A 15,015-nucleotide genomic window follows, 5' to 3' on the forward strand; every position below is an offset into this window, starting at 1 on the left:
TTTTTACCGACCCCCAGTTTAACTGGGGGTTTAGTCATGCCTATTCGGCGTACAAGAAAACACCTTCACAATCCACTAGTAGGATTATGAAGGTGTTTTTTATTATCTTAAATTTTACAGTTATTCAGATATCGTAATGAGCCCGTTTTCACAGGTCCAATGTCTATCCCCTACAGCTTCTACTTCGCTTTCATCATGTGTCACCCATACGCAAGGTACATCCCATTCTCGAATGATGGAAACGAGGTCTTCACGCACTTGTTTTCGTAAGTTCCAATCAAGTGCAGATAAAGGCTCATCAAGGAGCAGAATAGTCGGTTTTGAGTAGAGCGCACGGCCTAGTGCAACCCGCTGTTGCTCACCACCAGATAAGCTACCAGCCTTGGTATTACGATATTTCTCCAAACCCAAACGTTGTAACAATGTATCACACATGTCAGGGGTGCCTCGTTTGCTATAGGTAATATTATGTTCTACAGACAAATGAGGAAATACAATATTGCCTTGCGGCATATAGCCTACTTGCCGTTTTTGAGCAGGCACCCATATCTTTTTACCTCGATCAACCCACGTCGTATCATCATATTGAATACTACCAGTGGTTGGTTTTACGAGCCCTGCAATACATTTGATAAAGGTACTTTTACCACTACCAGATTGACCAGTCAGAACAGTAATTCCAGAAGGAAGCACCCCATCAGCTTTCACAGTCACAGAAGGTCTAGCTACAGTAAAGGAAAATGTAATCATAGAACCTCCTAGTTATTCTCTGTATGGCGGAACAAGGACCCCTTCGTAATGAGGTGAATGCCGCTCAACAATGCCAATGTAAGTACACAAATATATACAACAAGCTCAAAGGCATCCATGTACTGCCCTGCCTCTACGTAGGAGTAAATAGCTAACGGCATAGTACGGGTTACCTTCGGAATATTACCAGCGATTAAGATGGTAGCACCAAATTCCCCCATGGCACGGCAGAACGCCAAGATGCTACCTGTTAAAATACCTTTCCACGCAAGAGGCACAGATATGGTAAAGAATATACGCAATTCTGAAGCGCCCAATGTACGCGCTACATCCTCCATATTATGATCGACGGACTGCAAGGCAGAGCGCACTGTTTGATAAAATAGGGGGAATGCAATGACTGAAGATGCAACGACTGCACCAGAAGCGGCAAAAACTACACTCATACCGTGAGCTTCGAGCCACGCACCAAAAGCATATCCTGGAGTAAACACCATGAGAAGTGCAAAACCAACAACCACTGGTGGCAACACAAGGGGCAATGTAATTAGGGCATCTAAAATAGCCATACCGCCCCACTTACAACGATTCATCCAATAACAAGCACCTAAGCCTATAACAATAACGATGATAAGAGCAATGCTCGCCACCCATAAGGATAGCCAAAATGGACTCATGACACGCCCCCTTTCTATCAATAAGACTAAAATCAGTAATAATAAAAATACATCTAGTTTTAAAATGATTTACTTATTTGCATCATATAGCATATGAAAATGTATGTCTAACATATTCATAATAATATCTATATTGTATCATAAGAAAACGCTAGCCCTGAAAGCTAGCGTTTAACTCTTATTTAGAAGGAGAGAAACCGTATTTTTCTAATACTTTTTGGCCTTCTGGGCTCATTACATATTGGTAAAAGTCTTTTGCCAATGCGTTGTCATATTTTTTAATGATACCGATTGGATAGATGACTGGATCATGGGAATCAGCCGGTGTTACAGCAGAAATTTGAACCGCATCACCTGCAGCAATAGCATCTGTTTTATAGATAAAGCCAGCATCACCAGCACCTTGGCTAATGGATGCTGTTACAGCTTTTACGTCTTTAGCATATACTACATTTGGTTCAACTTGTTCCCAAACACCTAATTTTGTTAATACTTGTTTACCATAATTACCAGCTGGCACTGTTTCAGGATTACCTAAAACGATACGTTTAACAGAAGCAATTTGATTTAATTCAATTTTAGGTTGGCCTTTTGGAACTACAAGAACTAATTCATTAGTTACAAATGGTTTAACATCTGTTACAAGGTCTTTGTCTTGCAACATTTTCATATTCTTTTCGTCAGCAGAGATGAATAAGCTAGCTGGTGCGCCTTGTTCAATTTGTTGGCGCAATGTGCCAGAACCAGCAAAGTTAATAGCAATTTGGTCGTCTGATAAGTTATGACTCTTTTTGTAGGACTCTGCCAATTCAGTAAGAGCACCTTTCAAGCTCGCTGCCGCTTGTACAGTAATCTTTTCAGATGTGCTTGGTTTAGCAGAATCTGCTGCTTTGTTTGTGTCACTACCACACCCCACTAACAAGGCCAGCATGAAAACGCTCATTAATACTAATAGAATTCGTTTCATAATTCCTCCTGTGCATCCCTTTGGACTCCACACTGTGAAAGCTATGGTTACTCACCGTAGAGACACGTTCAAAGAACAAACTAAATATACAATATATTCACATTATACTATATATTTGTTAATTAATATGTATGTAAAAACTCACATTTTGCATATATATTTCTGATGAATACCATAAGAAATCATAATGGATAAAACTTTTAAGCCCCGAACAATACATACTATGGTATGATAATACTATACATTAAATCCATACTAAATTAATAAGAAACTCTAGGTGAGATAATGAATATATTCGAGCTAATAGGACATATATTTATGAACTCTATGATTCCTATTTTTATACTGATAGGCGTAGGGTTTATATTGGATAGAAAATTTAAACTAGATTTATATACGCTGAGTAAACTAAACTTCTACATATTATTGCCTACCTTTGTATTTAGGGCTATGTATGAAGCTAAATTTACATCAGGTACGTTAGAAATCGTATTTTGTGCACTAGTTGTACTCATACTGAACTCTATACTTTCAGGTGTAGTCGGCAAAATACAAGGTTATGATGTCGCAAAAATCGCCACATTAAAGAACTGCGTTATGTTTAACAATGTAGGCAATATGGGCATCGCCCTTGCCATCTTTGTATTTACCAATGTGCCTTACGTCATCGATGGCGCAACCCCCTATGCTGATTTAGGTCTTGTCAGCGTCGTATCCATTATGATTATACAGACCATTACAAGTAATACCTATGGTTTCTACCAAGCTGGTGCTGGGCGTTTGAGCACAAAGGATGCGTTAAGCGTAGTCTTCCATATGCCTATGGTATATGCTATACCGCTTGCATTACTTTGCCAGCTCTTACCATTTGATTTACACGGTCTATTCTTCTTTGCCCCTCTTAAAATCTTTGCTAATGCCTTTGTAGGCGTTGCTATGATCGCTTTAGGTGTGCAGATTAACAGAACGCCATTAAACTTCTTTAAGGCGGATGTTATGCTCGCTACATCCTTACGTCTCGTCGTAAGTCCTCTCATTGCTGCAGTTATTACTATATTATTTATAATGTTCTATGGTCCTATGCACCCGATTGCAGCGCAAACGATTGTCATCACCTATAGCGTACCAACAGCCATCAATATGGCCCTTATTGCTATCGAGATGAAAAACAATCCAGAATACGCTACGCAAATTGTAATGGGTACAACCATACTATCAGCAGTAACTATGCCACTATTTATTACGATAGCCTATTACCTCTTCCCTTTATATTAATACTAGTATACCTATACAAAAAGGAGCCGTATAAACGGCTCCTTTTCTTATATTTTAACTTTATATATCTTTAGAGGATATATATATCATGAGTACTTTTGTATATCCCCAATCAAGTTAGACAAATAGTATGCAATACGGCTATATGACTATTGATGAGATACGTGTTCCATACCCATTCTTACGAGACCTTCTACGTGATCATCGTTTAGAGAGTAGTATGCAGTTTTACCTTCCTTGCGATAGGTCACAAGTCTTGCTTGACGGAGTACACGCAATTGGTGAGAAATAGCAGATTGTCCCATCCCCATTGTTTCTGCAATGTGATTTACACACATTTCGTTTTCTAATAATAATTCTACTATTTTAAGGCGTGTAGGGTCACCCAGGATTTTAAACAGTTCTGCTAGCTTTAGCAATGATTCTTGTTTGTCGCTCATATAGTCCCCCATTTTATAAACCATTATCTATGTTTATTTATTGTTCTCATGTAACTTAATTTCGTTCTTATTTGTAAACCTAAATGGCATACATACAAATATTATATCATTTTTACGCTATAAAAAAGAGACTTTGTTACAACAAAGTCTCTTTTTGTATCATATCTGTACAGGATATGAATTATTTAATGATCAATACAGGGCAAGTGGAGTGACTAGTTACATAGCTACTTACGCTACCCATGAATAAGCCTTTCAATGGGCCAAGGCCACGGCTACCCATTACGATAAGGTCAGCATTATATTTTTTAGCTACTGCTAATAATGCAGGACCAGGGGAACCAACTTCGAATACGCTTTTAACTTTTACGCCTGTAGGAATTTCTTTTACTACATCGTTAAGAATTTCTTTACCAGTTTCTTCCATATCTTCTGCAATTTGTTCAGATACGTAACCACCGGAAATTGGTGTTTGATCGAAATTGGAAATAGCAGACACGATATTTGCAACGTGAACAATAATCAATTCAGCATGGTTGCGGTCCGCTACAGCGAGAGCATGTTCCAACGCACGTTTAGCATTTTCAGAACCATCAGTAGGTACGACAATAGTTTTGTAGGTAACCATAATAACCCCTCCTATTTCTAATCCCTCAAAGGGGATATGATCAAAGATCGTTTAGCCTATAGTATTATATTCTAGACCATCAAGGAAAACTCCTCTTTTTCTAGAGGATTTCTTTTATTATAGCACAAATTATACAGATTTATACAAATAAAAGAATATTATGTGTATATTATAAAACTTGTGATGATTGGTTAGTATTCAATGTAGTAGTCAATTTGAATCCATCCAGCACATCGATGAGCTCCGGTGTGCTAAGGCTAGTTCCTGCTGGGCCAATCATACGAGCCACGGCTACATTGCCTTCATTACCTAAGATAATAGTAGCGGCAAAGGATACTGGTGCAGCTGCAGATGTATCAGCCGTATTAGGATTCTTCATATGACCTGCCAAGTAGAACATTACATTACCATCGATAATATGTGTTTCATAACGAGTAATGGTTGCCTTATTCACCTCAACCAATTGTTTAAGGTAATAATCACCTAGCATTTGTTTGCCCATCATTGTAGGCATGCCTGTGCTAACCGCTTGTACGGGGATTGTAAAGGATTCAATATCAAGGCGCACATTATGCTTAGCGAAAGCAATTTTACCCTTTTCATTTAGACGGGTAAAACCTTTTGGATAGGCAAATTTAATACCTTCAGCTACGCTGATATCACTTGTGCCAGAGATAAACTGCTTAACACCTTTGATTGTACTAGAACCAGACTTATTTAGTAATTCAAAGGATGGAATTGTATGTTCCATCAAGCCTTGTTCCATAAATTCCCCTTGAATAGGAGCATAGGTGCTCGCCAAATTGTAGCGATGCGTTGGATCCTTATCCATGATGAATTCTGCTTCAAATACGGATTGAACAGGCTCTGTAGATGTCATTTCAGCATACGACTTTGGTGTCGTCTTATCCCAACGTGCTGATATAGCCCCTTTCTTGTTAAAGAAGCCCCCAACGATATCGTTATTTTCAAAGACATTACTATGCTGACGCCAGATGCTCAAGTACTCTTCATCAGACATGCCCTTGATTGGCACACCATACCAAGTCGTATTCCATTCCTTTTGAGATACCCCGTCTTGCGGTGTATTATTGCGTTTTGTGAAAGACACAGTATAGGAATCATCTTGTGCTGGACCTGCTAGGTTGAAAGAATAGCCTTGAATATGCTCACTTTCACTACGCACATCCATATCTAGCTTAACACCATCGGCTACACGCCATGGAATCGTAAAGGTATAGCCATTTTTATAGTCCTTAACTACTGTGTTCATCGTAGTCGCATACGATTTATACTGATCTGGCAAAATAGAGGCAGAGTCTTTTTGGGAATCTACGATTGCCATCGGAGTTCCAGGTGTGCCTTGCAAGCCTTCTGCCATAATAGAGGTCGTGCTCATAGCCATGACAGCTAACGTAGCAGCAATAAAACGTAACTTCATAAGACCTCCTATAACATGTTCTCCAAGAACGCTTTCGTTCTATCGTTCTGTGGATTGTTGAAAATTTGTTCTGGTGTACCTTTCTCTTGGATAACACCATCCGCCATAAAGATGACACGATCAGATACTTCACGAGCAAAGTTCATTTCATGAGTTACGATAATCATCGTCATATGATCATCAGCCAACTGTTTAATCGTCTTTAAAACCTCACCTGTTAACTCTGGATCAAGAGCTGATGTAGGTTCATCAAAGAGCATAATTTCTGGATTCATAGCCAATGCACGAGCGATAGCCACACGTTGTTGTTGGCCCCCAGATAAACGGGATGGATACATATCTCGCTTTTCCCATAGACCAACTTTATTGAGTAATCGCTCTGCAATCGGTAAAATCTCATCATCTTTCATTCCTTTTACCATACGCGGTGCAATCATAATATTATCGAGCACTGTCATATGAGGAAATAAATTGAAAGATTGGAACACCATGCCCATGCGTAATAGCAAGTCATGTTGTGTTTCTTGGCTTGCATAGTTTACAGTGCCATTAGCATCTGTGCTAGCAAGAACAGTACCATCTACAGTAATAGAACCACCATCAATAGTCTCTAATTGACCTAAGCAGCGCAAGAATGTAGATTTACCAGAGCCAGATGGGCCGATAATAGAAACGATTTCCCCTCTATCCATTTTGAGCGATACATCGCGCAATACAGTTTGATTGTTAAAGCGTTTTTCAATACGCTCCATATTTACAAATGTCATAAGTACCTCTTACATCGTCGTATAAATAAATAGCTGTAATTTCAAACGGGCTATAGCCCTTTAAAGCAACTAAGTCCATATCTACGACACACTACTACAGAATAGATTAATCTTCATATACAGCAAATCGTCTTTCTAAGTAGTTGAAGATATTTGTCAAAATAAAGGTAAAGATCAAGTAGAACAAAGCTGCCACTAAGAAGGCAGAGATATCAAAGTCACGTTGTACGATAGATTTTGTAATACGCAAGATATCATTCATAGCCAATACGTATACAAGAGACGTATCTTTCAACAAGTTAATTGTTTCGTTCGCAAGCGGAGGCAATACGCGTTTAAACATTTGTGGCAAGATGATTTTACGCATTGTTTGAGCATAAGTAAAACCAAGAACCTTTGCCCCTTCGTACTGACCACGAGAAATGGATTGAATACCACCACGGAAAATTTCACATAAATACGCTGCGTAGTTCAACACGAATGTAAGTACTGCAGCTGTAGCATCATCCATTTGGACTGCTCCATCTGTAATGATAGGCAATGCATAATATACGAATAAAATTTGTAACATTAATGGTGTGCCGCGCATCAAATATACGAAGGCTTCAACAATTTTGTCGAGCACTGTAAATTTTGATAGACGTACCAAAGCAAGTAAGATACCGCCAGGGATGGATAAAATCCATACAATACAGAATAGCGATACGGTTACCTTTAAACCATCAGCGATGGTTGGGATAATCTGCAATAAATAATCTAACATGGAATACTCCTTCAAAACACGACTAGAGAAGAGGCATCTGGCCTCTTCTCTAGTGTACATTTCGTTCTTTTATTATCTGTTGTACATACTGACCATAGTACTATTAGTATATCACGAATTGTACTATTTAGCATCGCTCTTATCTAGGTCTGCGCTAGAGCCCAACCATTTTTCAACGATTTTATCAGCAGTACCATCTTTTTTCATGTCCGCTAAGATACCATTGATTTTATCACGTAATGCAGTGTCATCTTTACGGAAACCAACAGCGAAGTTGTCAACACCGTAATCAGTACCGTCTACGATTTTGTATTTACCAGGTTCTTTTGTCATGAGGTAACGAGCGATAACACCATCGGCGATAACTGCATCAACACGACCAATACCAAGATCCATGAAAGCACTTACGAAGTCAGCATAAGATTTTGTTTCTTTCACAGTTTTACCGCTTGGATCATTTTGTAATGCAGATTCACCAGTACTAGCTTGTTGAACACCTACTACTTTACCTGCTAAATCAGCTTTGGATTTGATGGAGTCATCATCATTACGAACAACGATGTATTGTTTATCCTTCATGTATGGATTGGAGAACAAAATATTTTTCTCACGTTCAGGAGATACTGTTAAGCCATTCCATAAAGCGTCGATTTTTTTAGATTTCAACTCGGCTTCTTTACTGGACCAGTCGATAGCTTTGAACTCTACCTCCATACCAGCGCGTTTAGCTGCTTCTTTAGCCATATCGATATCTAAACCTACGATTTCGCCTTTATCATCTTTAAAGCCCATTGGAGGGAAGCTATCATCTAAGCCGATAACGATTTTTTTAGGTAATTCTTTATTAGCAGTTTTAGTATCACTACCACAACCCGTTACAAATACCATCATAGATACTGCTGCAAGGCCAACGGCCATCATCTTTTTCCAATTCATAACTATCCTCCACGGTGTATTACACCTTTAACTACTTGCTAATATATGCGGTACAGAACTCATGTCTGTACCCGATGATTGTATTATACTTTAGTTCATTAAAGTTGTAAATAGCTAATTTGATGAATTTTAGAATTTTTTAGTTCTCTCATGGTTCATACAGGATTATAGTACTAAATCCTTTGTATATACGCATACATTATGTATCTGAATGCTTGTGAATCGCTTCAATCATGGCCATTTTGTCTTTATACCCTACCTGTGCGAGATCTAATGGTATTACATAAATCCCACCATGACCATTCATAGCCTGCAATTCACGCCAACCTTCGGTAAACCCAATAATATGCTCGTAATCTACAAAGACAAAATATTCATCCCCATGAAAAAGACTGTGAAAGTATTCTATAAAAGAAAAAGGCCTACGTTTCAACACGAGGCCCTTTTCACAGATAAAAGCTTGACTTTCACCTAATCTATGAAGGGTCCACAATATAAGGAGTAACAACAGATAATACAATATACGCTCAGCCCAATCGGACGGCAAATATTTCACAATTAACACGCACACCAATAGACCGACGATGCGTCCAGTCCACTGGATTCCACGATGTATTTCTAAGCTCTGTTGTACGGCACCTGATGAAAAGCGTTCCATTGCCTCTTGTTTCGTCATGGCTTACCTCACAAATTGAAAGTCTACTATATGATTTTATTTACGGCACAAGCCCATAGCTTGCTCAACTTTACGGTACATTTGACTTGCTTTAGCATGAGCCTTAGCAGCACCTTCATCGAGAATTACATCGAGTTCAGGGCTTGCAATCAATTCATTGTAGCGTTGTTGGATTGGCTCAAGAGTTGCCACTAATAGGTCTGCAATATCGGATTTAAATACGCCATAACCTTTACCTGCATACATTTCTTCGATAGCTTCATAGCTGTCTTTTGTGATAGCACGGTAAATGCCCATCAAGTTAGAAATGCCCGGTTTGTTTTCTTTATCGTAACGCACTGCATTATCAGAGTCAGTTTGAGCGCGTTTCAATTTTTTCACAATCAAATCTGGTGCATCCAAAAGGCGAATAGTAGCATTTTGGTTATCATCAGATTTACTCATTTTCTTAGTAGGCTCTTGTAAGCTCATAACGCGAGCACCACCTTCGCCTACCTTGATATCAGGTACTACGAAAGTTTCACCAAATCTACGGTTAAAACGCTCTGCCAAATTACGAGTCAATTCAAGATGTTGCTTTTGGTCTTCACCTACAGGAACATAGTTTGTACCATATAACAAGATATCTGCCGCCATCAATGGTGGGTACGTAAGCAATGCTGTAGGAATAGAGTCACCTTGCTTTTGAGACTTATCTTTGTACTGCGTCATACGCTCTAATTCGCCAACATAGCTAATAGATTGCATAACCCAACCGAGTTTAACGTGCTCAGGTACTTCGGATTGTACGAACAATGTTACCTTTTTAGGATCCAGGCCAACCGCTAGGTACAACGCAGCCAAATTACGAGTATTTTGGAATAACTCTTTTGGATCTTGCGGTACAGTGATTGCATGTTGGTTAACGATGCAATAATAACATTCGTCAGTATCTTGATAGTCTAAGAAATTACGTAAAGCCCCCAAATAGTTACCAAGTGTTAACTCACCACTAGGTTGGATGCCGGAAAATATAACTGCCATAATAGTCTCCCTATATTGAAATAAACCAACAGTGCCGAAGCACTGTTGGTTATATATATTATTCTACGGTTACAGATTTAGCCAAGTTACGTGGTTTATCTACATCTGCGCCGCGTGTAATCGCTGCATAATATGCTAATAATTGCAATGGTACAACTGCAAGGATTGGAGCGATGAATTTATTTGCACGAGGAACATAGATTGTATGGTCTACGTGTTTAGATAATTCTTCGTCACCTTTCATGCCGATACCGATTACAACCGCTTCACGAGCTTTTACTTCGCGGATGTTGCTGATCATCTTATCATACACATCTTCTTGTGTAGCCAATGCGATAACAGGTACGCCTTCTTCAATAAGAGCCAATGTACCATGTTTCAACTCGCCACCAGCATATGCTTCAGCATGGATGTAAGAAATTTCTTTCAATTTCAAAGCACCTTCCATCGCTACTGCGTAGTCGATAGCACGGCCCAAGAAGAACGCATCAGATTTGAAGCCATAATGTTTTGCAAAGGCTTTCATATCTTCGTCTACTTCAAAGATTTCATGAATCAATGTAGGCAAGTTTTTAACGCCGCTTAGGATTTCTTCGCCTAACGCTGGATTCATTTTGCCATTTAATTGACCAAGGTATACAGCGAACAACAAGCCAGCTACTAATTGAGTCGTGTACGCTTTTGTGGACGCTACAGAGATTTCAGGGCCTGCCCATGTGTAAACAGTATTGTCTGCTTCACGGGAGATACTGGAACCTACTACGTTAGTAATCGCCAAGGATTTAGCACCATGGCGTTTTGCCTCTTTTAACGCAGCCAATGTATCAGATGTTTCACCAGATTGGCTGATAACGATACATAATGTTTTGTCATCAGTCAATGGATTGCTGTAACGGTACTCGGATGCGATTTCCACACTTACAGGAATGCGCGCCAAGTTTTCAATATATTGTTTTGTTACAAGACCTGCATGGTATGCTGTACCACATGCAACGATAAGGATTTTATTAAAAGCTGCTACATCTTCAGCAGTCCAATTCAATTCATCAAAGATAGCTGTTTTACCATCTTCAGAGATATGTGTACCGAAAGTATCGCGTACAGCTTTAGGTTGATCATGAATTTCTTTCAACATGAAGTGTTCATAACCGCCTTTTTCTGCTGCTTCCGCATTCCAGTTAACATGGAATACTTCTTTATCAACAGGGTTGCCTTCACGGTCAAATACAGATACATTATCACGAGTTACGATAGCTAATTCACCATCGCTCAAAATGTATGTATCGCGTGTGTAGTTAATAATGGCTGGAATATCAGATGCTACAAAGTTTTCGCCTTTGCCAAGACCGATAACCAATGGATTTTCTTTTTTAGTACAAATGATTTTATCTGGCTCATCAGCACAGATGATTTCAAGAGCATACGCACCATCAACACGAGAGAGCATGCGACGTACTGTGCCTACGAAATCGCCATCATACATATCTTCTAATAAATGAGCTACTACTTCTGTATCAGTTTCAGATTTGAAATGGTACCCTTTTTTAATGAGCTCTTCTTTTAAAGGCATGTAATTTTCAATAATACCGTTGTGTACAACAGCAAATTTACCATCTTCAGATGCATGAGGATGGGCGTTCATATCGGATGGACGACCATGAGTAGCCCAACGAGTATGACCAATACCTATAGTCCCTTCATTAGGATCTGCTTTTACAATCGCCTCAAGATTAGCAAGGCGGCCAACCTTCTTTTGAATTTTAATCACATTTTCAGGGCCGATAACAGCAATACCTGCAGAGTCATAACCACGGTATTCTAATTTCGCCATACCGTCCAACAAGAAATCAGATGCTTGATTAAAGCCAATGTATCCTACGATACCGCACATAAGTATATCCTCCTATAACTGGGGGTATTTCTAGCCCCAGCCAACAACTAAGGCTAACAAATTACTATTCTAACTTAACGTTCTAAGTTAATATTCAAATTATGTATCAAATAGTATTTGAATACAATTCATTCAGATACACTTTGTCCCCATCGTTACCGATGAGCTTTTTAATATCTGTTACGACATGAATATGCCGGAAGAGCATCCGCTGATGATTCGATTACTCTTCACCTCGTCTACCCTAACGACTGCCTTCGCGGGTACTTGCGCTATTCGCCTTTACGAATTAGGGAACTCCTTTCTATAAGATACGGCAGATCTTAACAGTATACATCATATACCAATCTATATTATACGTGATAAGTAATGATGAAAGCAAGGCATCCTTATCGACATATATAAATATGCTACCGTAGTATCCTATGGATATCATGAACTATTAAATTCTAGAAATCTATGAATTCTATGACCTATATAACCTTACGTAATATTCATATATATATATCTATAGATTACATATTTAGTATTCGTTTATAAACCCAATGTATCATTCATACTATTTTCACAGATAATTACTATACTTCTTACAATCTTAATTTTACACAATTCGATTTTATCGCACAATAAATATTTGGAGGTTATTATATATGACACATTCACGTAATTATAAAACTTTAAGACGTTTCATCGTTCCAGCTTTAGCGGGCGGCGCCCTCGCAGCACTAGCCTTTGCCCCTACATTTGGTGCAGAACCAGTACAGTCTAATGTTCCACCACAAAACATATCTGCCCCTAAGGCTGATGCACCTAACGCTAATATGCCTAAAAATGATGTACCTAGACCAGATGATGTAAAGACAGGAGAAATTAACGAACCAACGCCTCATAAGGAAGCTGATCCTAGTACTTTCACAGGCACATCTGTAATTAGTGAAAACAAAACATTAGAACACCAACGATTCGACAATACTACAAGCGATCAAAATGCTTTCATCGGAAAAAACAAAGCCACTATCACCATCGATAGCAGCGTATTTGATAAACAGGGTAACACCACAAATGATGACAACAGTAATTTCCGCGGACAAAATGCAGTAGTGCTCGGCATCGAAGGCAGTCAAACGAGCATTAAAAATAGTAATATTACATCTAATAGTATTGGCTCTAATGGAGTATTTGCCACTGGCGAAGGATCTGTTATCAACGTAGAGAATACTAATATTCACACAAAAGGTGATTCCTCTCGCGGCTTAGATGCAACCTATAAAGGCACTGTAAACGGCAAAAATTTAACCATTACTACTGAAGGTGCTCACTCTGCTACACTCGCTACAGACCGTGGCGAAGGCACTATTACTGCGGAGGCAGCTAAGCTTACAACCTCTGGTGCGGGTAGCCCTGTTATCTACTCCACCGGCAATATTACAGCAAACAGTATCAACGGCGTAGCTAATAAGAGTGAAATAGGCGTCGTAGAAGGTAAAAACTCCATTACCCTTACGAACTCTAATGTTACAGGCTACCACGATAATGGCTTCATGCTATACCAAAGTTTCTCCGGTGATGCTGAAAGCGGTATTGCTCGTTTAAAAGCAGAAAATAACACACTTACAACTCATGGTACAGGTGCGTTCATCTATGTAAACAACACCACAGCCGAAGCAGACCTTACAGGCAACACAATCTTAATGCCAAATACTACGACGCTGGTGAAAGCTGCAGCAGACTCCCGTTGGGGTAAAGATGGTGAAAACGGTGGTCACCTCACACTTTGCGCATCCACCCAAGAACTTAACGGTAACATCGTAGCTGACTCCATCAGCACTGTCTCACTAGACATGACAAATGGATCTAGTCTCGTTGGCGCTGTAAACACAGATAACACAGCTAAAGAAATTACACTAAAACTCAGCAAAGACTCCAACTGGACACTCACAGGCGACAGCTATGTAAAATCCTTAACAAACGAAGACACAACAGGCAGTAACATTCACTTAAATGGATACAAACTCGTTGTAGCTGATAAATAAAACCAAGAAATAAAAGAGGCAACGTCGTCGACGTTGCCTCTTTTATTTCTATATCAATTTAAGTAAATAACTAAAGTTAAATCATTTAGTCTTATGAATTAAATCACTTAATACGTTCATTACATTATTAGGATTTAAATCATCTACAACTTTATCACTTCCCAAATACCCCGTATTATTGCCTTTAAAAATAAAATCAGTGATAGCAATAAGCATAGCATTCTTAACTGCACTATCAGATGTGGTTTGAATAAAAGCCAAAAAAGATTTTAATGCTACAGATTTTGAACCATATAAAGTTGCATTATGCTTTGAAACATTATATTTATGACCAACAAAATACAGTAAATACAAAAATACCCCTATTAAAGTGAACCGTAAAGAAAAATTAGCTAATATAAAAACAAATGGATTATCACTTGTTGCATATATAGGAATAGGAACGTATTTTAAAGTCCAAATTATACCTACTATAAGTAAAAAACCTACACAGCCCCCTGTAATTAACCAATACTTTGCTACTTTGTCATATTCTTTCTTTGCGTCAGAATATACGTCTGCATATTTAGGGATTGTAATATCTTCCGCTAAAATTTTCAAACTATCAATTGCTTCAGTGGTATTTGTCTCATAATCCCTAATACCATTTTTAATTTGCTGTATTTCCCAATCAAGTCGATTCTGATTAGCTGTAACATGATTTCCCATCGCCAATGATAAAAAATTATCTAAAATACTTCTATTTGTA

At 38.7% G+C, this 15,015-nt stretch carries 15 protein-coding genes; 2 read left to right on the forward strand and 13 right to left on the reverse strand.

The window, feature by feature from the left end; translation table 11 throughout:
* Nucleotides 1-120 precede the first annotated feature (120 nt).
* From QZ548_RS02955 to modA, 3 genes are all read right to left on the reverse strand, one after another.
* The gene (locus tag QZ548_RS02955) at nt 121-750 is read right to left on the reverse strand and encodes an ATP-binding cassette domain-containing protein (protein ID WP_227721392.1); all 630 of its coding nucleotides are present in this window, start codon (nt 748-750) and stop codon (nt 121-123) included.
* Between the two features lie 8 nt (nt 751-758).
* Nucleotides 759-1,427, reverse strand: coding sequence for a molybdate ABC transporter permease subunit (modB, locus tag QZ548_RS02960; protein WP_227721393.1), 669 nt, complete (start codon nt 1,425-1,427; stop codon nt 759-761).
* A gap of 178 nt (nt 1,428-1,605) precedes the next feature.
* On the reverse strand, nt 1,606-2,394 hold the full coding sequence (modA, locus tag QZ548_RS02965; protein WP_105090145.1) for a molybdate ABC transporter substrate-binding protein: 789 nt from the start codon (nt 2,392-2,394) through the stop codon (nt 1,606-1,608).
* Nucleotides 2,395-2,679: 285 nt separating this feature from the next.
* On the opposite strand from modA, the gene QZ548_RS02970 reads away from it, so the two are divergent.
* A complete protein-coding gene (locus tag QZ548_RS02970) occupies nt 2,680-3,669 on the forward strand; it encodes an AEC family transporter (protein WP_005387771.1) in 990 nt (329 codons plus the stop codon).
* A 149-nt stretch (nt 3,670-3,818) separates the two neighbouring features.
* Here the strand turns inward: QZ548_RS02970 and QZ548_RS02975 are convergent, their stop codons facing one another.
* The 9 genes from QZ548_RS02975 to glmS all read right to left on the reverse strand — a co-directional run bounded on the left by QZ548_RS02975 (nt 3,819) and on the right by glmS (nt 12,234).
* Complete coding sequence (locus QZ548_RS02975; RefSeq protein ID WP_024063797.1) at nt 3,819-4,109, reverse strand: metalloregulator ArsR/SmtB family transcription factor; 291 nt, start codon at nt 4,107-4,109, stop codon at nt 3,819-3,821.
* Nucleotides 4,110-4,290: 181 nt separating this feature from the next.
* Nucleotides 4,291-4,737 carry a universal stress protein gene (locus QZ548_RS02980; protein ID WP_060923852.1) on the reverse strand — a complete coding sequence of 149 codons (447 nt, stop codon included), beginning with the start codon at nt 4,735-4,737 and terminating at the stop codon, nt 4,291-4,293.
* Between the two features lie 169 nt (nt 4,738-4,906).
* Complete coding sequence (locus QZ548_RS02985) at nt 4,907-6,178, reverse strand: hypothetical protein (protein ID WP_295868176.1); 1,272 nt, start codon at nt 6,176-6,178, stop codon at nt 4,907-4,909.
* An 8-nt stretch (nt 6,179-6,186) separates the two neighbouring features.
* The gene (locus QZ548_RS02990; RefSeq protein WP_295868178.1) at nt 6,187-6,945 is read right to left on the reverse strand and encodes an amino acid ABC transporter ATP-binding protein; all 759 of its coding nucleotides are present in this window, start codon (nt 6,943-6,945) and stop codon (nt 6,187-6,189) included.
* A 106-nt stretch (nt 6,946-7,051) separates the two neighbouring features.
* Nucleotides 7,052-7,708, reverse strand: a complete 657-nt coding sequence (locus QZ548_RS02995; RefSeq protein WP_005387763.1) for an amino acid ABC transporter permease — start codon at nt 7,706-7,708, stop codon at nt 7,052-7,054.
* A gap of 123 nt (nt 7,709-7,831) precedes the next feature.
* The gene (locus tag QZ548_RS03000; RefSeq protein WP_295792380.1) at nt 7,832-8,644 is read right to left on the reverse strand and encodes an amino acid ABC transporter substrate-binding protein; all 813 of its coding nucleotides are present in this window, start codon (nt 8,642-8,644) and stop codon (nt 7,832-7,834) included.
* A 199-nt stretch (nt 8,645-8,843) separates the two neighbouring features.
* A complete protein-coding gene (locus QZ548_RS03005; protein ID WP_295868182.1) occupies nt 8,844-9,320 on the reverse strand; it encodes a hypothetical protein in 477 nt (158 codons plus the stop codon).
* A gap of 36 nt (nt 9,321-9,356) precedes the next feature.
* Nucleotides 9,357-10,343: a tryptophan--tRNA ligase gene (gene trpS, locus QZ548_RS03010; protein WP_119206565.1), complete on the reverse strand. Its 987-nt coding sequence runs from the start codon at nt 10,341-10,343 to the stop codon at nt 9,357-9,359.
* A 58-nt stretch (nt 10,344-10,401) separates the two neighbouring features.
* On the reverse strand, nt 10,402-12,234 hold the full coding sequence (gene glmS / locus QZ548_RS03015) for a glutamine--fructose-6-phosphate transaminase (isomerizing) (protein WP_295868186.1): 1,833 nt from the start codon (nt 12,232-12,234) through the stop codon (nt 10,402-10,404).
* Nucleotides 12,235-12,884: 650 nt separating this feature from the next.
* Here glmS and QZ548_RS03020 point away from each other — a divergent pair.
* Nucleotides 12,885-14,267 (forward strand): hypothetical protein, encoded by a 1,383-nt coding sequence (locus QZ548_RS03020; RefSeq protein ID WP_295868189.1) that lies wholly within the window; start codon nt 12,885-12,887, stop codon nt 14,265-14,267.
* Nucleotides 14,268-14,348: 81 nt separating this feature from the next.
* On the opposite strand, the gene QZ548_RS03025 is transcribed toward QZ548_RS03020, so the two are convergent.
* The coding region (locus tag QZ548_RS03025; RefSeq protein ID WP_295868192.1) for a hypothetical protein at nt 14,349-15,015 on the reverse strand (667 nt) is incomplete at its 5' end.

This window comes from uncultured Veillonella sp., from assembly GCF_915069625.1.
Lineage (GTDB): Bacteria > Bacillota > Negativicutes > Veillonellales > Veillonellaceae > Veillonella.

Bases quoted from the DNA above. Each gene is read 5' to 3' on its own strand.
- QZ548_RS02955 (WP_227721392.1), bottom strand. From the start codon at position 750: ATGATTACATTTTCCTTTACTGTAGCTAGACCTTCTGTGACTGTGAAA.
- modB (WP_227721393.1), bottom strand. From the start codon at position 1,427: ATGAGTCCATTTTGGCTATCCTTATGGGTGGCGAGCATTGCTCTTATC.
- modA (WP_105090145.1), bottom strand. From the start codon at position 2,394: ATGAAACGAATTCTATTAGTATTAATGAGCGTTTTCATGCTGGCCTTG.
- QZ548_RS02970 (WP_005387771.1), top strand. From the start codon at position 2,680: ATGAATATATTCGAGCTAATAGGACATATATTTATGAACTCTATGATT.
- QZ548_RS02975 (WP_024063797.1), bottom strand. From the start codon at position 4,109: ATGAGCGACAAACAAGAATCATTGCTAAAGCTAGCAGAACTGTTTAAA.
- QZ548_RS02980 (WP_060923852.1), bottom strand. From the start codon at position 4,737: ATGGTTACCTACAAAACTATTGTCGTACCTACTGATGGTTCTGAAAAT.
- QZ548_RS02985 (WP_295868176.1), bottom strand. From the start codon at position 6,178: ATGAAGTTACGTTTTATTGCTGCTACGTTAGCTGTCATGGCTATGAGC.
- QZ548_RS02990 (WP_295868178.1), bottom strand. From the start codon at position 6,945: ATGACATTTGTAAATATGGAGCGTATTGAAAAACGCTTTAACAATCAA.
- QZ548_RS02995 (WP_005387763.1), bottom strand. From the start codon at position 7,708: ATGTTAGATTATTTATTGCAGATTATCCCAACCATCGCTGATGGTTTA.
- QZ548_RS03000 (WP_295792380.1), bottom strand. From the start codon at position 8,644: ATGAATTGGAAAAAGATGATGGCCGTTGGCCTTGCAGCAGTATCTATG.
- QZ548_RS03005 (WP_295868182.1), bottom strand. From the start codon at position 9,320: ATGACGAAACAAGAGGCAATGGAACGCTTTTCATCAGGTGCCGTACAA.
- trpS (WP_119206565.1), bottom strand. From the start codon at position 10,343: ATGGCAGTTATATTTTCCGGCATCCAACCTAGTGGTGAGTTAACACTT.
- glmS (WP_295868186.1), bottom strand. From the start codon at position 12,234: ATGTGCGGTATCGTAGGATACATTGGCTTTAATCAAGCATCTGATTTC.
- QZ548_RS03020 (WP_295868189.1), top strand. From the start codon at position 12,885: ATGACACATTCACGTAATTATAAAACTTTAAGACGTTTCATCGTTCCA.